Source organism: Micromonospora sp. MA102 (assembly GCF_025460765.1).
Classification (GTDB): domain Bacteria; phylum Actinomycetota; class Actinomycetes; order Mycobacteriales; family Micromonosporaceae; genus Micromonospora; species Micromonospora halotolerans.
The window spans coordinates 349,764-371,549 of record NZ_JAMWEG010000006.1 but is presented as its reverse complement, the minus strand read 5'-3'; the positions used below and the strand labels follow the sequence as shown (position 1 = coordinate 371,549).

16 protein-coding genes and 1 tRNA gene are annotated in these 21,786 nt (G+C 74.6%); 12 read left to right on the top strand and 5 right to left on the bottom strand.

Annotated elements, in window-relative coordinates; genetic code table 11:
* The first annotated feature begins 1 nt into the window (after position 1).
* Both NFX44_RS15630 and NFX44_RS15625 read left to right on the top strand, forming a co-directional pair.
* Entirely contained in the window at positions 2 to 1,573 is a 1,572-nt protein-coding gene (locus NFX44_RS15630) for a GTPase domain-containing protein (protein ID WP_262284267.1), read from the top strand.
* The gene (locus tag NFX44_RS15625) at positions 1,560 to 1,742 is read left to right on the top strand and encodes a hypothetical protein (protein WP_262284266.1); all 183 of its coding nucleotides are present in this window, start codon (positions 1,560 to 1,562) and stop codon (positions 1,740 to 1,742) included. Before NFX44_RS15630 ends, NFX44_RS15625 begins: the two co-directional genes overlap by 14 nt.
* On the opposite strand, the gene NFX44_RS15620 is transcribed toward NFX44_RS15625, so the two are convergent.
* From NFX44_RS15620 to NFX44_RS15605, 4 genes are read right to left on the bottom strand one after another with little or no spacing between them, the layout of a single operon-like run.
* Entirely contained in the window at positions 1,739 to 5,830 is a 4,092-nt protein-coding gene (locus NFX44_RS15620; RefSeq protein WP_262284265.1) for an SAV_2336 N-terminal domain-related protein, read from the bottom strand. The genes NFX44_RS15625 and NFX44_RS15620 overlap by 4 nt on opposite strands.
* Positions 5,820 to 6,827 carry a MoxR family ATPase gene (locus NFX44_RS15615; protein ID WP_262284264.1) on the bottom strand — a complete coding sequence of 336 codons (1,008 nt, stop codon included), beginning with the start codon at positions 6,825 to 6,827 and terminating at the stop codon, positions 5,820 to 5,822. The genes NFX44_RS15620 and NFX44_RS15615 overlap by 11 nt, the downstream gene beginning before the upstream one ends.
* A 9-nt stretch (positions 6,828 to 6,836) precedes the next feature.
* Positions 6,837 to 8,582, bottom strand: coding sequence for a serine protease (locus tag NFX44_RS15610; RefSeq protein ID WP_262284263.1), 1,746 nt, complete (start codon positions 8,580 to 8,582; stop codon positions 6,837 to 6,839).
* Entirely contained in the window at positions 8,579 to 8,926 is a 348-nt protein-coding gene (locus NFX44_RS15605) for a CU044_2847 family protein (RefSeq protein WP_262284262.1), read from the bottom strand. The genes NFX44_RS15610 and NFX44_RS15605 overlap by 4 nt, the downstream gene beginning before the upstream one ends.
* Before the next feature lie 232 nt (positions 8,927 to 9,158).
* On the opposite strand from NFX44_RS15605, the gene fdh reads away from it, so the two are divergent.
* The 10 genes from fdh (at position 9,159) to NFX44_RS15555 (ending at position 21,089) form a co-directional block, all read left to right on the top strand.
* Positions 9,159 to 12,482 carry a formate dehydrogenase gene (gene fdh / locus NFX44_RS15600; RefSeq protein ID WP_262284261.1) on the top strand — a complete coding sequence of 1,108 codons (3,324 nt, stop codon included), beginning with the start codon at positions 9,159 to 9,161 and terminating at the stop codon, positions 12,480 to 12,482.
* A complete protein-coding gene (locus tag NFX44_RS15595; RefSeq protein ID WP_262284260.1) occupies positions 12,475 to 13,518 on the top strand; it encodes a 4Fe-4S dicluster domain-containing protein in 1,044 nt (347 codons plus the stop codon). The genes fdh and NFX44_RS15595 overlap by 8 nt, the downstream gene beginning before the upstream one ends.
* The gene (gene nrfD, locus NFX44_RS15590; protein ID WP_262284259.1) at positions 13,515 to 14,759 is read left to right on the top strand and encodes an NrfD/PsrC family molybdoenzyme membrane anchor subunit; all 1,245 of its coding nucleotides are present in this window, start codon (positions 13,515 to 13,517) and stop codon (positions 14,757 to 14,759) included. Before NFX44_RS15595 ends, nrfD begins: the two co-directional genes overlap by 4 nt.
* Before the next feature lie 119 nt (positions 14,760 to 14,878).
* Positions 14,879 to 16,093 (top strand): OFA family MFS transporter, encoded by a 1,215-nt coding sequence (locus NFX44_RS15585; protein WP_262284258.1) that lies wholly within the window; start codon positions 14,879 to 14,881, stop codon positions 16,091 to 16,093.
* Positions 16,094 to 16,141: 48 nt separating this feature from the next.
* Positions 16,142 to 16,237, top strand: a tRNA-Sec gene (locus NFX44_RS15580).
* 21 nt (positions 16,238 to 16,258) lie between these two features.
* Entirely contained in the window at positions 16,259 to 17,551 is a 1,293-nt protein-coding gene (gene selA / locus NFX44_RS15575) for an L-seryl-tRNA(Sec) selenium transferase (protein ID WP_262284257.1), read from the top strand.
* 2 nt (positions 17,552 to 17,553) lie between these two features.
* Positions 17,554 to 19,317 carry a selenocysteine-specific translation elongation factor gene (gene selB, locus NFX44_RS15570; RefSeq protein ID WP_262284256.1) on the top strand — a complete coding sequence of 588 codons (1,764 nt, stop codon included), beginning with the start codon at positions 17,554 to 17,556 and terminating at the stop codon, positions 19,315 to 19,317.
* Positions 19,318 to 19,362: 45 nt separating this feature from the next.
* Entirely contained in the window at positions 19,363 to 19,560 is a 198-nt protein-coding gene (locus tag NFX44_RS15565) for a hypothetical protein (protein WP_091258094.1), read from the top strand.
* The gene (locus NFX44_RS15560; protein ID WP_262284255.1) at positions 19,560 to 20,837 is read left to right on the top strand and encodes a hemolysin family protein; all 1,278 of its coding nucleotides are present in this window, start codon (positions 19,560 to 19,562) and stop codon (positions 20,835 to 20,837) included. The genes NFX44_RS15565 and NFX44_RS15560 overlap by 1 nt, the downstream gene beginning before the upstream one ends.
* 66 nt (positions 20,838 to 20,903) lie before the next feature.
* Entirely contained in the window at positions 20,904 to 21,089 is a 186-nt protein-coding gene (locus tag NFX44_RS15555) for a hypothetical protein (protein WP_151461500.1), read from the top strand.
* A gap of 12 nt (positions 21,090 to 21,101) precedes the next feature.
* Here NFX44_RS15555 and NFX44_RS15550 read toward each other — a convergent pair whose 3' ends face one another.
* On the bottom strand, positions 21,102 to 21,755 hold the full coding sequence (locus NFX44_RS15550) for a hypothetical protein (RefSeq protein ID WP_262284254.1): 654 nt from the start codon (positions 21,753 to 21,755) through the stop codon (positions 21,102 to 21,104).
* Positions 21,756 to 21,786 lie beyond the last annotated feature (31 nt).

The following is a 21,786-nucleotide window of genomic DNA, read 5'->3' as shown; positions in this document are numbered from 1 at the left end:
CGTGCTCCTGTTGGTCCTGCTCGTCGTGCTGGCGCTGGCCGGTTACGTGCTGGCCGGAGTGACGGTCGGGCCGCTGGCCCTGTGCGCCCTCCTCGCCGGATGCCTGGCCGGGCTGGTGATGGGACTGGCCGAGGCGACGTTCGTCCTCGCCGGGCTGGCCGGGGTGCCCCGCGTACGGACCCCGCGTGACGAATTCACCGGTGCGCGGCGGGGACGGTCCGGGGCGTACCGGCAGGACTACGCCTGGATCCACTACGCCCACCGGCAGGCCGGCTACGACCTGCGACACGTCTCGGAGCGCTGCCGCGACCGGCTAGCCGGCCTTTGGTCCCGCGGCTGGCGGGCGCTGCCCAGACTGCCGCGCTACCACCTGCGCTTCGTGGACCCGCACGTCGACCCCGAGAGCCCGTACGCCGCCCGGTCCCGCACCTGGACGGTGCTGATCGGCTGGCCGCTGCTCGCGCTGCCGGTCGCCGGACTGGCCGGGCTCACCGTCGGTGTGGTGGCCGCGCTGGTCCTGCTCGGCGCGGTCGTCGTCACGGTCGTGGCGGTGGCCTGGCTGTTCGCTGTCGTCTCGACCGGTGTGTTGCGACTGGCCGACGACTGGGGGCGTACCCGGCGCGGCACGGACCTGTGCTGCCCGCACTGCTACTTCCTTGTCGAGCTGCCCGAGTACCGGTGCCCGGGTGAACACGGGGCGGACGCACCGGCGGGCGCCGATCGGCACCGGATGCTCCGTCCCGGCCTGCGGGGACTCTGGCGGCGGCGGTGCGGCTGCGGATGTGTCCTGCCGGTGCGACTGGCGTCGGCCGGTGCCCAACTCGCCGCGTCCTGCCCCAAGTGCGGGGCGCGCCTCGCCGCAGGCAGCGGCCGGAGCAGCGAGGTCCGCGTCGCCCTGTTCGGCGCGGTCGGCGCGGGCAAGAGCACCCTGGTCGAGTCTCTGGTCACCGGCCTTGTTGCGCTCTTCCCGCCGGACCGCTGCTCGATCAGCCGGCGGGGCCGCGGCCGGGATCCACTGCGGCCGGAGGTGGTCACCGCGACCGTCCTGACCCATGGCGCGAACCAACGGCTCCAACTCTTCGACGCGCCGGGCCGTGGGCTGCTCGACCCCGTGCTCTGCCGGTCGTACGCATACCTGCACGAGACGCGGCACTTCCTCTTCGTCCTTGACCCGCCCGCCGGCCACGGCGCCCGCGGGGACGCGGCCGACGCGGGTGCGCCGGCCGGAGTGCGGCTCGCGTCCGATCCGCTCGAGGCGTACGAGGCGGTGGTGGTGGGCCTGCGGTACCGGGGCGTGGACACCGGCCGGTGCCGGCTGGCCGTCGTCGTGTCCAAGGCCGACGGGTTCCGCTCACTGCCGGCGGGCGGGGTGCCGGGGCCGGCACCGGACGAGGTCCGGCGGTGGCTTGAGGCGCTGGGTCTGGACCACCTGGTGACCGCGGCTGTCCGCGATTTCGCCCAGGTGGGATTCTTCCTCGCCGGCCGAGACGTGCCCGCGGCGGTGGAGCCGCTGCGGTGGCTGTTGCGCGGCGAACGCGCCGTCCGGGGGGAGGTGGCCCGTGCGCTCCGCTGACCTGCCCCCCTCCTACCGGGCGTGGCGGCTGGTGGTGCTCAGCCTGACCGGTGCCGCGGTGATCGGGCTGGCCGCCTGGTCGGTGTGGTACGGACTGCCGCAGGAGGTGCAGCGTTGGGTCGCGGCGGTGTCGGAGACCTGCTGGACGGTGTGGACGATGCTCGGTTAGGTCCGCCCAGTGGGGTGGCCCGCCGCCTCGCGCAGCAGCCGGGCCCGGACCCGGTGGCGCTCGGCCGACGTCCGGTCACCGACCCGTTCCCAGAGTTCGGCGAGGTCTCGGTGCGCGGCAACGAGCCGGCCGCGCAAGGCACCGTCGGTGGGGTCCTCCCGGAACAGCCGGGCCAGCACGTCGGTGGCTTCGGTCTGCGCCTCGATCGCCGCCTCCACCGGACCGGTCTCGGCGAGCATCCGCGCCTGCTGGCGCAGCACCTCGGCCAGGTCACCGCCGTACCGGGAAGGGGCGGCGGTCGCCAGGCGGCGGTGCAGGGCGACCACCTCGCGCAGCGCGACCGCGGCGTCGTCCTGCCGGCCGAGGCGCCGCAGGAACAACGCCTGACAGTGGTGGGCGGTCGCCAGTTCGACCGTGGGTGCCGTCGCGGCGTCGCGGACCAGATGCAACGTCTCCTCGCTGTTGGCCAGCGCCTGCTCTGTGGTGCCGAGGTCGTCGAGGTCCAAGGCCTGCCGGAGCAGGGCCCGACCCAACGCCACGGCGTGGCGGGCCGGGTCGGCGGCGTGCAGATCCCGGTAGTGGCGGACGCACTGGTTCTCGGCGGTCAGGGCGGCGGCCGAGTCACCGTGACGCCGGTGCAGCGCGGCCAGCGTGCCGAGAGCGTCATTCAGCAGGGCCGCGCCGCCGGGTGCTCGCGTCGCCGAGAGGTCACGGCCGTGCGCCACGGCGGCGTGGGCGGCCTCGAACCCCTCGTGGGTGCGGCCGAGGTCGTCCAGCAGCCGGGCCCGGCGGATCTCGGCGGCGCACAGCGGCGCGCGCAGGTCGCCTTCGGTGCCGGGCAGCAGCCGCTGGTACTGCGCCACCGCGCGGTTGCCGGCACTGAGCGCCTGCACCGCGAGGCCGATCCGGGACAGGTGCTCGGCCTGTGCGTCCAGCGTGCCGGCCAGCCGCCGCCCGAGGCGCTCGACGGACTGCGGCGCGGCGCGCTCCGCGATGCGCGTCCGCAGCTCGACCTCCTCGGCGAGGACGTCCGTCACGTCGACGGATATCCCGTCGTGCAGCAGCCGGGCCCGGTGCCGGGCCAACGCCTCCGCCAGCACCGGCAAATAGCGGTCCCGTCCAGCCAGCCGGCGCAGGCCGGCGACGAGTCGTTCCGAGACGGATACCGGCTGGTCGGCGAAGAGGACCCCCGGGTCGGGCATCCCGTCGGCGACCGCGCGCAGCACGGGTTCCGGGGTGCCGGGGTCGGTCACCAGCCGGCGCAGCCGCTCCACCAGCGGGGGCGGCGGCACGGCGGTGCGGGACCGGGTCTGTTCGAGCAGGGCGAGCAGCAGTGGCGGCCGGTCCCGCACCACCGTCCAGATCGTCTCGGCCAGTCGCGGCTCCCGGTGGCAGCCGGGGCCCAGCAGCCTCATCGCCCGCCGCAGCTGGTCGGCCGGACGATCCGCGAGGATGTCGGTGACCAGCTCGGGGTGGGCCAGGACCGCGGGTACCACGATCTCGGAGCGGAGATCCTCCGGGTTGAGCGGTGCCCAGTATCGGCTGTCGCCATCGGGGTAGAGCTCGTGCAGCCAGTTCGCCACCCGGTGCAGGGTTTGCCGGTCGGCGGTCTCGTCCAGCCGTAGCCGGGCGATCACCTCGTGGGCGTCGCGGGCGTTGTCGGCGCCATAGAGCGTGGCGGCGGCAACGTACTCGTCGAGTTCCCCCGGACGGGCGTACGAGATCTGCGCGGCGACCGCGGTCGCCTCCCAGTACCGGCGTTCCCGCGCCAGGTGCCGTACCAGCAGGCGTTGCGCGGTCACCGGCGCCGGTCCCCGGAAGGTGCGCACGAGCATGCGCAGGGCGGTCAGGTGCAGCGAGATCGGTGCGGCGTACCGGTCGTCGCCCACGTCCGGCAGCCGCATCCGTTCCGCGTGCGGGCGCCAGCGTCGCGTGCCGGCGAGCGTGTCCAGCGCTGCAGCGAGGTCGGTCAGGGCATCGCGCAGCGCGGCCTGCCGTTCCTCGCCGGCCGGCCAGGGTGGCGCCAGCCGGTCAATCGTCGCGCCGTGGACCAGGTCCGTCGGGCCGGTGCGGCGCAGTTCCTGCCACCAGTCGCCCGTGGAGCGCGCGACGAGCAGCAGTCGGACCTCCTCCCCCCGGGCGGCCCGGGCCAGCTCACGTCGCACCGCGCCCGGGCGGGTCTCGGCCCGGTCGATCACGACTAGCTCGCCCCCCGTGGCCAGCGGGAGGGTGAGGTGAAGCTCCTCGTCGGTCCCGGCGAGCTCGGTGGCGAGCAGCTCGGCCACCAGCCGGGTCTTGCCGACGCCCGGCCCACCGGTCAGCACCCGCAACGACGGGCCCGGTGCGTCCAGCCACCGTCGCAGCTCGGCCAGCTCCCGCCGGCGACCGGTGCAGCGCACCACCCGTCGCCACGGCGAGAGCAGGTCCGCCGGAGCGGCGCTCGCCGCGACCGGGCCCTCGGTCTCGTCGTCGCCGGGTCCGCCGGGTGTCCCGTCCTGGTCGTCGGGCCCGGCCTGCGCGCGCGTGTCGTCCGGCGGCCCGGTGGAGGTGTCCGCCGGGAGAGCACCCACCCGGTCGAGTCGGGCCAGGCCGGTGCGGTTGATGACAGCGAAGGGGCGGCTGTCGGCGGCGACGCCGGGACGGCCGGGGCCGGGTGTGAGCGCGGTGAAGTGGTCCCGGGCCACGCCCAGCCGGGCCTGGACCGTGCGGGAAAGCTGTTCCAGCAGTTCCCCAGCGCGAAACAGTTGCGGGCGGGTCAGGGCGTCCAGCAGCAGCGGCCGCACCCCGTCGACGAACTCGTACCGGCCGGTGCGCGCCTCGACCACCCGCAGCAGCCCGCTGAGGACGACCTCGGCGAGCTGGGACGGCGTGGACCGGTGGAACATGGCCTGCTGGATGTAGCGGATGACGGGCAGCACCGGCTCGCTCATCGCGACGTAGGCGGCGAGCTGGAAGGCATCGGGGGACGCCGAGGCGCGGAACTGCCGGACCCGCTGCGGCGGCTCGGGTGACTGGCCGCGCCGGACGGGAGCGGTGGTCGGCCGCGCATCGGTGACCGCGGTGACGGCCCCGGTGACCGCCGGAGCCCCGGCCACGAGCCGGGTCCAGCGGCCGACCCACTGGGCGTCGATCTCGAGGACCGGCACAATCGTGCCCCGCGGCGCCGGTGATCCGTCGAACGCGTCGAACCTGAGGTCGGTGTTGGGCGAGCCGGGTCGGGGCGCGCTGAGCAGGCCCGCCACTGTCGGGGCGCCAGTGCGTGACCACATCCTCTCGGGCAGCGGCTGGAGGATGGCCACCGGCCCGTGCCGCGCCCACCGGTGCAGCAGGGCGCCGGCGGCACCGGTGCGCCAGATCGGGTCGACGCAGTCACTGACGACGAGGACAACCCGCCGGCCGCTCGGGTCCACCAGCTCGGGCCCGGGACGCGCTTCGTCGCGCCAGGTCGACAGTGCCGCCCGGCCGGCGCCGTCTCGGTCGAGGCGCCAACGGGCGACTCGGCGGAAGGCCGCCGAGCCGGAGAGAGTGTCCACGACCTCCGTGGCCAGCTCCCGCCACAGGGTCATCGACGCCGTGGTGTCCACCACCACCGCCAGTTCCAGCCACCGTTCGGTCGCCGGCACCATGACCGCGGGCCAGGGCCGGTCGGCCAGCACATGCTCGGCGACAGCGCGGACGGTCGCCTCCTCGTCGAGGACCCGCTCCCGCGGGGACGGCACCCGCCGCATCAGCGGGCGCAGCGCCCGCTGGAGGCCCAGGCGGTCGGACAGCGCGGCCGACCGCGGCACCGCGATCTCGTCGGCCCGTACGCTGCCGGGTGATGCCGGCGGCACGTACAGTCGGTTGGACACGGTCCGGGGTGGGGGTGGGTCCGGGGGTGGCGGCTCCGGTGGCCCGGCGGTCACCGGCGGATCGGGCTCGACCGAGGCGGGCGCCACGTCCTGCGGGTCGTCCGTGGGGTCGGGGGGTGCCGGGGCGGGTGCCCCGGCACCCAGGTGAAGGCTCAGCCAGAGCGCCTCCGCGAGGTCCCGGGCGGTGGGGTCCCCACCGCCCGCGGTGATCGCCCGATGGAGCCGGTCAATCGTCATCGGGCCGGTGGGCCAGATGGGCCATGACCTTCTCGGCGAGCTGGTCCCGGTCGACCCCGGCGGACCGTCCCGCCTGGTCGGTCAGGTAGATCGCGTTGAGCAGCTGGTCCGTCGCGAGGCCGCCCTCGTCGCGGCGGGCGAGAAAGGCCCGGATCAGCTCCCCGCTGCTCGGGGCCAGCTCGGCGAGGTGGGCGTCGACGATCCGGGTCAGCTTGTCGGCGTCGGGTTCGGGCAGGGTCGCCTGGATGCAGCGGCGGAGGAACGCGGGCGGGAAATCCCGCTCGCCGTTGCTGGTCATCACGATGATCGGGAAGGTCCGGCAGCGTACCTGACCGTGGTGTATGGGAACCCGGACCGTGCTGTCCGCGGTCATCACCCGAGCGTCGGCGGACCGGTCCGCCTGCCGCACCAGCTCCGGGATCTCGTACGAGCCGTCCTCGAAGACGGTGAGCAGGTCGTTCGGTAGGTCCAGGTCGCCCTTGTCGATTTCGTCGATCAGGAGCACGCGGGGGCGGTCCGCCGGCAGCAAGGCGGTGCCGAGAGGGCCCAGGCGGATGAAGCGACCGACGTCCTCACTCGCGTCGTCCCCGGTCGTGCCCCCGTCCTGCTTCGCCTGGTAGAGCCGGGCCAGCGGATCGTACTGGTAGAGGCCGTCCTTGACGCTGACCCGGCTGGTGATGTTCCACCGCAGTGGCCGGCCCAGCTGCAATTCGTGCGCGACGGCCGAGGCCAGGGTGGACTTCCCGGTGCCGGGGCGTCCGGTGACCAGCAGCGGGCGGCGCAGGTAGATGGCCGCGTTGACCAGTTCGACGGTCTCCCGGTCGGGCCGGTAGTTCCGGCCGCGTCGGACGTCGGTCGGAGTCTCCTCGACCCGGGGGGCGACCGGGGTGGCGTGCTCGTCGAACAGCCGCCATGGCGGCGGTTCGGGCAGCCGGTCGATGCCGTCGTGCGGGATGCCCGTTCCCTGGTAGATCCACCAGCCCGGTCGCTCGGACACGTCTGCTCCTTACTCCGCCACGCCCAGTTGGACCGGCCGTCGTCGCGGTTCGTCCCACAGCAGTGTCACGTGCCGTCCACAGTGTTCGGGATCGTCGTTCAGTCCAGATTCCACCCGGAGCTTCCGGATCTGCCCGGGCAGCTGGTCGCTGCGTAGGCTGCGCAGGCGTTCGGCCATGTCCCGGTGGAATCGGCTGCCGGGGCACGTCGTGGTCGGCTCTGGGTGCGGGTCGCACGCGGTCCGGCGCCACAGCAGCGCCGGCACCCCGCTGGCCACCGCCTGGTGCACGTGCTGCTCAGCGGCCCAGCGTCCGGCCAGGCCGAGGGCGACCGGTGTGTCGTCCAGCCACAACCAGGGCGTGAACCGGTCCGGCTCGGGTTCGGTGCTGGCACAGTCCAGCCAGCGCATCGTGGTGTCCAGCGTGCCGGGGTGTTCGCCGAGCTTTCGCGCGCGCTTCTGGATCTCGTGCGGCGCGGCCGAGTCGAACCAGTCCACGTCCCGCACCACGACGGGTCCCTTCCACCCCAACGGTACGGGGTCACCTTTGGCGACCCAGTTCTCCACGTCCCAGCCGAGCAGGCCACGGGGCAGGACGAACTCGACGCCGATCGTTTCGCAGGAGCGGGGGATCCGCGCGTAGGCCAGTGGCAGCTTCTCCTGTACCAGGCTCTGGACCTTTGCCCGGGAGACCTCCATGCTGTCGAGGACCAGTTCGTCGAGTTCGCCTTCGGGGCCCGTCGCTGTCCAGATGGTCAGCGTGTGCAGCCGGCGGGACTTCCCAGTCGAGGCGACCCGTACCACCACCCACGCCTGCCGGGCGACGGTGTCAACGGACGATCCGCCGGTCACGGCCGGGTCGATGCCCCAGCCGTGCCTGCCGGTCCAGTCGTGCAGGTCGTTGCGGCGGTGCGGCGCCCGTTTGGCGACCTCCCGCAGCAACTGCACGACCAGCTCGGAGACCCGCTCCTTGCTGTGCGTGGTGAGCACCGCCACGGACTCCACCACGGCCAGCACCGACGGCAGGGGGCGACGGTGGATCGGTGGCGCGTCGGGCCCAGAGAAGACGCTCAGACGCAGCGTGTGCGCGTCGGGGAGATCGACGTCCTGGAGGATGTCGCGCAGTTCCCGGTACGGGCCGGCCCCGAACGGCCCGAGCGGGATCCGCTCGGCGAGCTGCGGCCACTGCCGGTTCAGCTCGTCGACCGGCAGGATGACCCCACTGCCGCTACCGTTCGGCCCGGCGCGGTCGGCGGAGATCACCATGCCGATCACCTCGTACGAGCCGGTGACGTAGGCGGCCGAGCCGCTGTAGCCCTCCCGCAGGACGAACCCCCTGCGGTCGAGCGCGCGGGTCTGGCAGGCCCGGCCGGCGAGACGGGGTTGCGGGTCGGCGTGGAAGTAGGAGATCTGGCCGGTCGCGGTGTAGCCGCTGGGGAAACCGAAGGCGGCCAGGTCGTGCCCGTCGAAGATGTCCACCCCGTGCAGTGGCGCTAGCCGAGCCGGGGCCACCGGGACCGCCTCGTCGAGTCGGATCACCGCGACGTCGCCCTCCCCGTCTCCGGGCCGCCACGGACCGCGGAAGACCACCGTCCCCGGCACGGCGTGGTCGCGCCCCAGGGCCAGGAACGACACGGTGGCGTCCGGTCGGTCGCCGACGACGTGCGCGCAGGTCAGCACGTGCAGGTCGTCGACGAGGAAACCGCTGCCGCTGGCTGCGGCAGCGATCCTGGCGTGCCATTCCGGTTCGAAGTTCACCGCCCCGCGGCCTCACCCGGAGTTGACGCGGCGGACCAGGTCAGCTTGACCGTGAGATGGGCATCCATCCCAGTCTTGGCGAAGACCGCGCCCGCCTCGGCGGTGAAGTTCACCCCGAACTCGATCTCGATGTCGTCCGGACGGTGCACAGCGTTGCGAAAGGTGGCCAACGCCTTCTGCGCAGCCACGTTGATCTCCCGCAGGCCGGTCTCGAAGCGCTTGCGGGCCTCGACGATCTTCTCGTCGTCGAGGCCAGCCTCACCGAATCCAGACTCCTGGCGACGGATCTCGAAGAAGACCTCCTCGCCGTCGTCGGTGCGTACGCGCATCAGTTCGGTTGCCACCACGACCTCCCCCGGGACCGGATCCGTCGATGATCAACCCGCGGCACCCGTGGGCGCTGTCGGATGCCTGACTGAAACGCACCTCATTTCACGTTCCACCGTGATGTGGACGCAGGCGGCGCCGTCCGGTCCCCCGAACCGGTCCGATCGGCCGCTCGAGTCGCGCCGTCCCGGCTGCTGGCCTAGTGTCGACAACGTCAGCTTCCACCAACGGGGGAGGAGGTGCGCCGCGATGGGTGTGAAGACCTTCATCCAGGGATGGCCGGTCTACCGGCAGCTCACCGGCACCGACCCGCTCGGTCGGGGCGCCGCGGCGCAGTCGGCCCGCTCGGCGGCGCTGACCGCGCGCACCGAGACCGCCGACAGCATGGCCCGCTCGGTCTGCCCCTACTGCGCGGTGGGCTGCGGGCAGCGCGTCTTCGTCAAGGACGGGCAGGTCACCCAGATCGAGGGCGACCCGGACAGCCCGATCTCCCGCGGCCGGCTCTGCCCGAAGGGTTCGGCCAGCAAGAGCCTGGTGACCAGCCCGCTGCGGCAGACCAAGGTGCGCTACCGCCGGCCGTACGGCACGGAGTGGGAGGACCTGGATCTCGACGTCGCGCTCGACATGATCGCCGACCGGATCCTGGCCGCCCGCGACGAGACCTGGGAGGACGTCGACGACCAGGGCCGCCCGCTCAACCGGACGCTGGGCATCTCCAGCCTGGGCGGGGCGACGCTGGACAACGAGGAGAACTACCTCATCAAGAAGCTGTTCACGGCGATGGGGGCCCTCCAGATCGAGAACCAGGCCCGCATTTGACACTCCGCCACCGTCCCCGGTCTGGGGACCAGCTTCGGTCGCGGCGGCGCGACGGACTTCCAGCAGGACCTGGTCAACGCTGACGTCATCGTCATCCAGGGCTCCAACATGGCCGAGGCCCACCCGGTGGGCTTCCAGTGGGTGATGGAGGCGAAGAAGCGTGGCGCCAAGGTTTTCCACGTGGACCCCCGGTTCACCCGGACCAGCGCGCTCGCCGACACGTACCTGCCCATCCGGGCGGGCACCGACATCGCGCTGCTCGGCGGCGTGGTGCGGTACATCCTGGACAACGAGCTGGACTTCCGGGAGTACGTGCTGACGTACACGAACGCGGCCACCGTCGTGAGCGAGCGGTTCGCCGACACCGAGGACCTCGACGGGCTCTTCTCCGGCTACAACCCGGAGACCGGCTCGTACGACCAGACCACCTGGCAGTACGAGGGGCACGAGAGCGAGTCCGCGGAACGGGGCACCGGCAAGGAGCGCGACAGCGCGGCCGGCCTGCGGCACGAGTCGCACGGCATGCCCGTGCCGGCGCAGACCCAACGCGACGAGACGTTGCAGCACCCGCGCTGCGTCTACCAGATCCTGAAGCGGCACTTCGCCCGCTACACCCCGGAGATGGTGGCCCGGGTCTGCGGCATCCCCGAGGAGAAGTTCCTGGAGCTGGCACGCGCCTGGACGGAGAACTCCGGCCGGGAGCGGACCGGGGCGCTGGTCTACTCGGTGGGCTGGACCCAGCACAGCGTCGGCGTGCAGTACATCCGCACCGGCGCCATCATCCAGACCCTGCTGGGCAACATGGGCCGGCCGGGCGGCGGCGTCCTGGCGCTGCGCGGGCACGCCAGCATCCAGGGCTCCACCGACATCCCGACCCTGTTCAACCTGCTGCCCGGCTACCTGCCGATGCCGCACCACGCCGACCACCCGACCTTCGACGAGTGGGTGGACAGCATCCGGCACCCTGGCCAGAAGGGCTTCTGGGGCAACTCGCGGGCCTTCGCGGCGAGCCTGCTCAAGGCGTACTGGGGGGACGCGGCGACGCCGGAGAACGACTTCTGCTACGGCTACCTGCCCCGGATGACCGGCGACCACGGCACCTACCAGCAGGTGCTCAACATGATCGACGGCAAGATCAAGGGCTACTTCCTGCTCGGGCAGAACCCGGCGGTCGGCTCCGCGCACGGCCGCGCCCAGCGGCTCGGCATGGCCAACCTGGACTGGCTCGTCGTCCGCGACCTGTTCATGATCGAGAGCGCCACCTTCTGGCGGAACAGCCCGGAGATCGCCACCGGCGAGATCGTGCCGGAGGAGTGCCGCACCGAGGTGTTCTTCCTGCCCGCCGCGTCGCACGTGGAGAAGGACGGCACCTTCACCCAGACCCAGCGGCTGCTCCAGTGGCGGGAGAAGGCCGTCGACCCGCCGGGCGACTGCCGCTCCGAGCTGTGGTTCTTCTACCACCTCGGCCGGGTGCTGCGGGAGAAGCTGGCCGGCTCCACCAAGCCCCGTGACCGGGCGCTGCTCGACCTGGCCTGGGACTACCCGACGCACGGCCCGGACGCCGAGCCGAGCGCCGAGGCGGTGCTCAAGGAGATCAACGGCTACGAGGTGGCCACCGGCCGCCTGCTGGGCGGTTTCCCGGAGGCCAGGGACGACGGTTCCACCGCCGTCGGCTGCTGGATCTACACCGGTGTCTACGCCGACGGCGTCAACCAGGCGGCCCGCCGCAAGTCCCGGCACGAGCAGGACTGGGTGGCCGCCGAGTGGGGCTGGGCCTGGCCGGCCAACCGGCGCATCCTCTACAACCGCGCCTCGGCCGACCCGGAGGGCCGGCCGTGGAGCGAGCGCAAGAAGTACGTCTGGTGGGACGCCGACAAGGGCGAGTGGACCGGCTACGACGTGCCGGACTTCGAGAAGACCAAACCGCCGAGCTACCGGCCCCCGGAGGGTGCCGCGGGTCCGGCAGCCCTCGCCGGGGACGACCCGTTCGTCATGCAGGGCGACGGCAAGGCCTGGCTGTACGCGCCCACCGGCGTGCTCGACGGGCCGCTGCCGACGCACTACGAGCCGGCCGAGTCCCCGATGCGCAACCCGCTCTACGGGCAGCAGGCCAACCCGACCCGCAAGGTGTACGAGCACCCGGTGAACTCGGTCAACCCGAGCCCGCCCGAGGCGCACAGCCAGGTCTTCCCGTACGTGTTCTCGGTCAGCCGGCTCACCGAGCACCACACGGCCGGCGGGATGAGCCGGACCGTGCCGCGCCTGGCCGAGCTGCAACCGGAGATGTTCGTCGAGGTGTCCCCGGAGCTGGCGGCCGAGGTCGGGCTGACGCACCTCGGCTGGGCGCACCTGGTCAGCGGCCGCGCGGTGATCGAGGCGCGGGTGCTGGTCACCGACCGGCTCACCCCGTTGCGGGTCGACGGCCGGGTGATCCACCAGCTCTGGCTGCCGTACCACTTCGGCAGCGAGGGCCTGGTCACCGGCGACTCCGCCAACGACCTGTTCGGCATCACCCTGGACCCGAACGTGCTCATCCAGGAGAGCAAGGTGGGCACCTGCGACGTGCGGCCGGGCCGCCGGCCCACCGGGCCGGCCCTACTCGATCTGGTCGCCGACTACCAGCGCCGGGCCGGGCTGACGCCGGGCCGGAAGGTGCCGCTGGTCACCACCGGCACGGCGGGCGGGGACGACGCCGCCGGCAGCACCGACGAGCGGTCCGCCGACGCGGCGCGGGACAGGGGCGGGGATGCCTGACGTCAACAGCCTCTACGGCCCGCTCGACCCGGCCCCGGACGCCGGCTGGGTCGAGGCCGGCCCCCGGATGGGGTTCTTCACCGACACCAGCGTCTGCATCGGCTGCAAGGCCTGCGAGGTCGCCTGCAAGGAGTGGAACGGTGTCCCGGACTCGGGCTTCGACCTGCTCGGCATGTCCTACGACAACACCGGCGCGCTGACCGCCAACTCCTGGCGGCACGTCGCGTTCATCGAGCAGCCCCGCCCCGTCGGGCACGGCACCCCAGCGTTCGCGGACAACCCGACCGGCCCGCCGAGCAGCGCGGGCAGCGCGGCGACCGCCGCCGTCACGGCCACCGACACCGGCACCGACCCGGGGCTGCCGCCGGGCCGGCCGGAGGCGGCGGCGCGGATGGCGGCCGGCCCGGAGTTCCTCGGCATGCCCGGCGCCCAGCCGCCCGGGCGGGCCACCGGCGCCGACACCCGGTCCGACTTCCGCTGGCTGATGATGTCGGACGTCTGCAAGCACTGCACGCACGCCGCCTGCCTGGACGTCTGCCCCACGGGGTCGCTGTTCCGCACGGAGTTCGGCACCGTCGTGGTGCAGGAGGACATCTGCAACGGCTGCGGTTACTGCATCTCCGCCTGCCCGTACGGGGTGATCGACCAGCGCAAGGACGACGGCCGGGCATGGAAGTGCACGCTCTGCTACGACCGCCTGGGCGCCGGGAAGACGCCGGCCTGCGCGCAGGCCTGCCCCACCGAGTCGATCCAGTTCGGCCCCCTGGACGAGCTGCGGGAACGCGCCGCGCAGCGGGTCGCCAAGCTGCACGAGCACGGCGTGCCGGAGGCCCGCCTCTACGGCCACGACCCGACCGACGGCGTCGGCGGGGACGGCGCGTTCTTCCTGCTCCTCGACGAGCCCGAGGTGTACGGCCTGCCGCCGGACCCGGTGGTCACCACGCGGGACCTGCCGAGGATGTGGAAGCGCGCGGGGCTGGCCGCCCTGGCCATGGCGGCGGCGGCCGTCGCCGCGTTCGTCGGAGGTTCATCGTGAGTCCGGACCGCCCCGCCGTCGGTGACCTGTTCCGCCGTTTCCGCGAGCGGCTCGCCGCCGAGGGGCCGGTCCGCCCCGGCCAGCCGGGTGGCCACGCCCCGAAGACGGGCGCGAACGGGAGCCGGGCGACCGGCACCGGGGCCGGCGTGGCCCGCACCGACGCGGGGGCCGCCGACGCGCGGCTGGCGCCGCAGCCACCCCGCGACGCCCCGCCGGCGGAACGGCGCCGGCGTCGCCGCGGGGGCGGCGGCGGGGAGCAGCTCACCGTGCCGCCCGCCGAGTTCACCTCGTACTACGGGCGGCCGATCCTGAAGGCGCCGGTGTGGAAGTGGGACATCGCGGCGTACCTGTTCACCGGCGGGCTCGCGGCCGGGTCGTCGCTGCTGGCGGCCGGTGGACAGCTCACCGACCGCCCGGCGCTGCGCCGGGCCGGTCGGGTCACCGCCCTCGCGGCGGTCAGCGCCAGCACGTACTTCCTCATCCACGACCTGGGCCGGCCGGCCCGGTTCCACCACATGCTGCGGGTGGCGAAGCCGACCTCGCCGATGTCGATGGGCACCTGGATCCTCAGCGTCTTCGGCCCGGCGGCCGGTGTCGCGGCGGTCGCCGAGGCCGCGCGCTGGCTGCCGGAGCGGGGCGTGCTCGGGCTCGGCCGGAGGCTGCTGCCGCCGGCCGGGAACGCCGCCGGGCTGGCCGCCGCGGTCACCGCCCCGGCCCTGGCCACGTACACCGGGGTGCTGCTCGCCGACACGGCGGTGCCGTCCTGGCACGAGGCGTACCCGGAACTGCCGGTCATCTTCGCGGGCAGCGCGTTGGCCAGCGGGGCCGGCGTCGGGCTGCTGGCCGCGCCCACCCGGCAGGCCGGGCCGGCGCGGCGTCTCGCGGTCGCCGGCGCGGCGCTGGAGCTGTGGGGCTCACACCGGGTGGAGACCCGGCTGGGCCTGCTCAGCGAGCCCTACGCGACCGGCACGGCCGGGAAGCTGCTGCGCGCCGGGCGGGCGCTCACCGCCGCCGGGGTGCTCGGCGCGCTGGCCGGGCGCCGCAGCCGGGTGCTCTCCGGGCTCTCCGGCGGCGCGCTGCTCGCCGCGTCGGTCTGCACCCGGTTCGGCATCTTCCACGGCGGGGTCGCCTCGGCGCGGGACCCGAAGTACACCGTGGTGCCACAGCGGGAACGGGCCCGGCGACGGGAGAGCCCGGGAACAGACATCAGCGGGCCGGGCGCCGGCCCGAACGGGGGATAGGCAGGACAGGCGCCGGCCCATGAGCCGATACGGGGGTACCGCTCATGGCCACAACAGCCGCGAGTTCGCGGGGAGATCGATCACCGACGCGGGGCCGCTGGGGTCTCGTCGTCGCCGCCGTGCTCGTCCAGCTCGCGCTGGGCGCCGTGTACGCCTGGAGCGTGTTCAACAAGCCGCTCCAGGCCGAGTTCGGGTGGAGCAAGGCCGAGGTGGTGCTGCCGTTCGAGGTGGCGATCGGGACCATCTTCATCGGCAGCCTGGTGGGCGGCCGGATCCAGGACCGGCGCGGGCCACGGCCGGTGGCGCTGGGCGGCGGGATCCTCTACGCCGTCGGGACCATGCTGGCGTCGCTGGTGTCGTCGAGCGACCAGCTGTGGCTGCTGCTGCTCACCTACGGCGTGCTGGGCGGCATCGGGCTCGGCGCCGCGTACATCACGCCGATCGCCATGCTCAGCAAGTGGTTCCCGGACCGGCGCGGGCTGATCACCGGCATCGCCGTCGCCGGCTTCGGCTTCGGCGCGGTGATCACCGCGCCGGTGGCGAAGGCGCTGCTGAACGGCACCGACCACAAGACCAGCGTCTTCCTGCCGCTGGGCCTCGCCTACCTGGTCGCGGTGCTGCTGGGGGCGTCCTTCTTCCGGAATCCGCCGGCCGGCTACCAGGTGCCGGGCTTCACCCCGGCGGTCGGCGGCCGGGCCGTCGCCGGCACCCGGGTCTACACCTTCGGCGAGGCCCTGCGCACCCGGCAGTGGTATCTGCTCACGCTGATCCTCACGCTCAACGTGACCTGCGGCATCGCGCTGATCTCCCAGGCCGCGGACGCCGCCCAGGCGATCGCCGGAGTCAGCGCCGCGACCGCCGCCGGCATGGTCGGCGTGCTCGGCCTGTTCAACGGTGGTGGGCGGGTGGCCTGGGCCTGGCTGTCCGACCGGATCGGCCGGATGACCGCCTTCATCGGCATGCTCGTCCTGCAGGGCGTCTGCTTCCTGATCCTGCCGCACGCCTCCGCGTTCTGGCTGTTCGCGGTCCTCGCCGCCCTGGTCTACCTGGCGTACGGCGGCGGCTTCGGCACCATGCCGGCGACCGCGGCCGACTACTTCGGCACACCGAACGCCGGCGCCATCTACGGGGCGATGATCGTGGCGTGGAGCATCGGCGGGGTGGTGGGTCCGCTGCTCACCTCGCTGCTCTACGAGGCCAGCGACAAGAGCTACACCCTGCCGTTCACGGTGATCGGCATCCTCGCCTTCGTCGCGCTGGTGCTTCCGCCGATCACGCGCCTGCCCACCGCTCCCGGCGAGCCACGGCCCCACTTCCAGACGCCGGGGCCCTGATCCGGTCCTCCCCGGGCGGCCCGAGATCAGGTGTGGTTAAGTGCTCGTGGAGGCGTTCAGGCGGCTGGTGCCCCTCCCGGTCTTCAAAACCGGTGTGGTCCGGGACCCGGGCCAGGCGGGTTCGATTCCCGTCCGTCTCCGCCAAGCCGTTCCCTGGGAGACCCGATGCGTGACGTCGACCCGCGGCGGCGGGTGCCGCGGACCGACGCGCTGCTCGCCGATCCGGCGCTGGCCGCCGCGGCCGGCACGTTCGGCCGCGACCGGGTCAAGGCTGCGATCGTCCGGGCGCAGCGGCGGGCCCGCGCCGGCGAGCTCACCCCCGAGCAGGTACGTGAGGCCGCGCTGGCCGACCTGCCCGCGCCGGCCCCGCGGGCGGTGCTCAACGCCACGGGCGTCGTGCTGCACACCAACCTGGGCCGGGCCCCGCTGGCTGCTGCCGCCGTCGACGCCCTGGTGGCCGCCGCCGGGCACACCGACGTGGAGCTGGACCTGCGCACCGGGCGGCGGGCCCGGCGCGGCCGGGAGGCGCTCGACGCGCTCGCCGCCGCCGTGCCCGGCGCGGCGGGCGTGCATGTGGTCAACAACGGCGCGGCCGCCCTGGTGCTGGCCGCCACCGCGCTCGCCGCGGACCGGGAGATCGTGGTCAGCCGCGGCGAACTCGTGGAGATCGGCGACGGGTTCCGCCTGCCCGATCTCCTGGAGAGCACCGGCGCCCGGCTGCGCGAGGTGGGCACCACGAACCGCACCGCCCTCGCGGACTACGCCGCCGCCGTCGGGCCGCGCACCGGGTTCGTGCTCAAGGTGCACCCGTCGAACTTCCGGGTCACCGGCTTCACCTCGGCGGTGCCGGTCGCCGAGCTGGCCACCCTCGGCGTGCCGGTGGTCGCCGACATCGGCTCCGGGCTGCTCGCCCCCGACCCGCTGCTGCCCGACGAGCCGGACGCCGCGACCACCCTGAGCGCCGGCGCGCACCTGGTCACGGCCAGCGGCGACAAGCTGCTCGGTGGGCCGCAGGCCGGGCTGCTGCTCGGCGCGGCGGACCTGGTCGAGCGGCTGCGCCGGCACCCGCTCGCCCGGGCGCTGCGGGTCGACAAGCTGACCCTGGCCGCGCTCGCCGCCACCCTGCACGCGCCGACCACCCCGACCCGGGAGGCGCTGCACGCGGAGCCGGGCGCGCTGCGCGCCCGCACCGAGCGGCTCCGCGACCGGCTCGGCGAGGACGGCTGCAAGGCCGAGGTGGTGCCCAGCGTGGCGGTGGTCGGCGGCGGCGGCGCCCCCGGGGTCGACCTCGACTCGTGGGCGTTGAGCCTGCCCGAGCGGTACGCCGAGCCGCTGCGCACCGGCGCGCCGCCGATCCTCGGCCGGGTGCTGCACGGCCGGCTCCTGCTCGACCTGCGCTGCGTGCCCGCCGCCGCGGACCCGGACGTGCGGGCGGCGATCCTGCGGGTCGGGGCCTGACCGTGTGGGTGGTGGCCACCGCCGGGCACGTCGACCACGGCAAGTCCACGCTGGTCCGGGCGCTGACCGGGATGGAGCCCGACCGGTGGGCGGAGGAACGCCGCCGCGGGATGACCATCGACCTCGGCTTCGCCTGGACCACCCTGCCCTCCGGCGGCACCATGGCGTTCGTCGACGTGCCCGGGCACGAGCGGTTCGTGCCGAACATGCTGGCCGGCGTCGGGCCCGTCCCGGCCGCGCTCGTCGTGGTGGGCGCCGACGAGGGCTGGATGCCGCAGTCCGCCGAGCACCTGGCCGCGCTGGACGCGCTCGGGGTGTCGTACGGGCTGCTGGCGGTGACCCGCGCCGACCTGGCCGACCCCGGCCCCGCCATGGCCCGGGCCCGCGCCGAGATCGCTGCGACCTCGCTCGGCGAGGTGGAGGCCGTGCCGGTCAGCGGGGTGACCGGCGCCGGCCTGCCCGAGCTGCGCTCAGCGCTGGACCGGCTGGCCGCCCGGCTGCCCGACCCGGCCCGCGACGCCCCGGTCCGGCTGTGGGTGGACCGCTCGTTCACCGTCCGGGGCAGCGGCACGGTGGTCACCGGCACCCTCGGCGGCGGCCGGCTGCGCGTCGGCGACACGCTCGAACTCGCCGCCACCGGGGAACCGGTCCGGGTCCGTGGCCTGCACGCGCTGAACACCGCCCACGCCCAGGTCGACGCGGTGGCCCGGGTGGCGGTGAACCTGCGCGGCCTGCCCCGCGACCGGGTGGCCCGCGGGGACGCCCTGCTCAGTCCCGGCCGGTTCCGGGCCACCGACCTGCTCGACGTGCGGCTCGCCGGCGATCCGGCGGCCGACCTGCCGCCCACCCTCACCCTGCACGTCGGCTCGGCCGCCGTGCCCGCCCGGGTCCGCCCGCTCGGCCCGGACACCGTCCGGCTCCGGCTTTCCCGCCCGCTGCCGCTGCTGATCGGCGACCGGGCGCTGCTGCGCGACCCGGGCCGGCACCACGTGAGCGGCGGGGTGACCGTGCTGGACGTGGACCCGCCGCCGCTGCGCCGCCGGGGCGCGGCCGCCGCCCGGGCCAGCGTGCTGGCCGGACTGGACGGCCGGCCCGACCTGGCGGGGGAGCTGCGGCGGCGGCGCCTGGTCCGCGCCGGTGACCTGACCCGGATGGGCGTGCCGGCCGACGCCGCCCCGGTCGCCGGGGACTGGCTGGCCGACCCGGACCACTGGCGGGAGCTGGGCCGCCGGCTCGCCGAGGAGGTCGCCCGGTACGCCCGCGAGCAGCCCCTGGCGGCCGGCGTGCCGGTCGACGTGCTCCGGCACCGGCTCGACCTGCCGGACCGGGCGCTCGTGGAGGCGCTGCTGCGCCCGCCGCTGCGGCTGCGCGCCGGCCGGGTCACCGCCACCGCCGGCGACGCGCTGCCGGAACCGGTGGCCCGTGCGGTGGCCCGGGTCCGCGCCGAGTACGGCGACCGCCCGTTCCAGGCCCCCGAGGCGCACCGCCTGGCCGATCTGGGCCTCGGCCCCCGCGAGATCGGGGCGGCCGTGCGCGCGGGCGCCCTGCTCCGGCTCGCCGACAACGTGGTGCTGCTGCCCGGCGCCCTGGACGACGCGGTGCGGGTGCTCGCCGGGCTGCCGCAGCCGTTCACGCTCAGCGCCGCCCGGCAGGCGCTGGACACCACCCGCCGCGTGGCGGTGCCGCTGCTGGAGCTGCTCGACCGGCGGGGCGCCACGCGGCGGCTGCCCGACGACGTCCGCGAGGTGGTCCGCCCGGGCGGGTGAGCCAAGCGGCACCGGCGGCCCCACCCGGTCACCTACCGTGACGCCATGGACCCCTCCGCGGTCTGGCGGGACAGGAACCACCGGTGGCGCATCGAGGCGTACCGGGCACCGGACCTGCGGTTCGCCATCTTCGCCACGAACGGCACCACCGAGTCGGCGCCGCTGTGGCTGTTCGGGATGGGCGCGCTGGCCCGGTGGCTCATGACCCACGCGATCTCCCTGGACGACCTGGAGACCGACTGATGGCCGGTCAGCTGGTCCTGGTGCTGGTCCTGGTGCTGATCAACGCGGCGCTGTCCGGCAGCGAGATGGCCATCGTGACCCTGCGGGAGGCACAGCTGCGGCGGCTGGGCCGGACCGGGCGCAGGGGGGCGCGGCTGATCCGGCTGGCCCGGGAGCCGAACCGCTACCTGGCCACCATCCAGCTCGGCATCACCCTGGCCGGGTTCCTCGCCTCGGCGGCCGCCGCGGTGTCCCTGGCGGAGCCGCTGGTCGGCCCGCTGGGCTTCCTCGGCCGGGCCGCGAACCCGGTGGCCGTGGTGCTGGTGACGGTGGCGCTGACCTTCGTGACGCTTGTCGTCGGCGAGCTGGCCCCGAAGCGGCTGGCCATGCAGTCGGCGGAACGCTGGGCGCTGCTCAGCGCCGCGCCGCTGGACCTGCTCGCCCGGGTGTCCCGCCCGGCGGTGTGGCTGCTCAGCCGGGCCACCGACCTGCTGGTCCGGCTGGCCGGCGGCGACCCCCGGGCCAACCGGCAGGAGGTGACCGAGGAGGAGCTGCGGGAGATGCTGGTCAGCCAGCGGGGGCTCTCCGCGCAGCAGCGGGAGATCCTGTCCGGGGCGTTCGACATCGCCGGCCGGACCCTGCGGGAGATCCTGGTGCCGCGCCGGGAGGTGACGATGCTGCCGGTGGAGCTGTCGGCCGCGGACGCCATGCGCCGGCTGGCCGTGACCGGCCGTTCCCGGGCGCCGGTGACCGGCCCCGGCGGGCTGGACGACGTGCGCGGGGTGGTGCACATCCGCGACCTGGTCGACGCCGACGGTACGGGGGTCGGGCAGCGCGCCCGGCCGCCGGTGCTGCTGCCCGGCACGCTGCCGGTCGCCGACGCCATGCGGCAGCTGCGCCAGCGCCGCGAGCAGCTCGCCCTGGTCATCGACGAGTTCGGCGGGGTCGACGGCCTGGTCACGATGGAGGACCTGCTCGAGGAGGTGGTCGGCGAGCTGTACGACGAGACCGACCGGGACGTGCACCAGGCGGTCCGGGAGCCCGACGGCGCGCTGCTGCTCCCCGGCGACTTCCCGCTGCACGACCTGCCCGACGCCGGCGTGCAGGTGACCTTCCCGCTGACCCGGGAGTACACCACCGTCGCCGGGCTGGTCCTGGCCGGGCTGGGCCACCTGCCCACCGGACCGGGGGAGCGGATCCGGCTGCCCGGGCTCACCGTCGAGGTGGTCGAGGTGTCCGACCGGACGATCCGCCGGGTGCGGCTGCGCGGCCCGGCCGCCGGCTGCCGGGCCGAATGACCCGACCGGGGGACAGGCACGCCAAACCGGCCTTCCGCGGCGCCGGGGCGCCGTACCGTCCGGAACGTGAAGGACCGAGGACTGCGGACGTTCATCACCGTGCTCGCCGGGCTGGCCGTGATCTACTTCGGCGCCACCGGGCATCGCAGCAGCGGTGAGGAGGGTGGGGGCATCTCCGGCGGCGTGGTGCTGCTGGCCCTGCTCGCCTCGGCGCTCGCCTGGAACCTGACCAAACCGGGCCCGGCGAAGTGAGGCGCGGCCGGCTCAGCGGGCCGCCGCGGTCCGGCTGATCTCGCCGGCCGACTCCTCGCCGAGCGCCACCCGCACCAGCGCCGACGCCAGCCGCCCGAAGTCGGCCTCGCCGACCAGCCCGGCCAGACCGCCGGGGTTCGCCGGCAGGCCCAGCCGGCGCGCGCCGGCCAGGGTGCGCCGGTCGGCGTACGGGCGCACGTCCGGCCACACGGCCTGCGCCTCGCGGAGGAAGATGTCCGCCCCGGTGGGGCCGATGCCGGGGAACTCGGTGAGCAGCCGGCGCAGCACGGTCCGGTCGCCGTCGGCCTCCTTGTGCATCCGGCGCAGGTCCCCGTGCCACCGGTCCAGGCAGAGCCGGGCCCCGGTGCCGAGCATGGTGCCGGTCCGCTCGTCGTACCGCCGGTAGTGGCCCCGGCCGAGCGCGTCGACGCGGTCCTGCCAGCTCGCCGCCTCCATGGCCTGCGGGGTGCGCCAGCCGGCGGCGAAGAGTTCCCGCGCCGCGGCGACCGCCACGCACGCCCGGATCCGGGTGCTCAGCAGCGTGGTGAGCACCAGCAGCTGATAGAGCGGGCCCGGCCGGTCGGCGAGCGCGATCCCGGCCTCCTCCGCGTAGGTCCGGGACTGCCGGTCCAGCAGCGCCCGCGCCACGTTCCGATCGTCTGGCATCCCTCGGTGATACCCGCCCGGCGGCCGACCA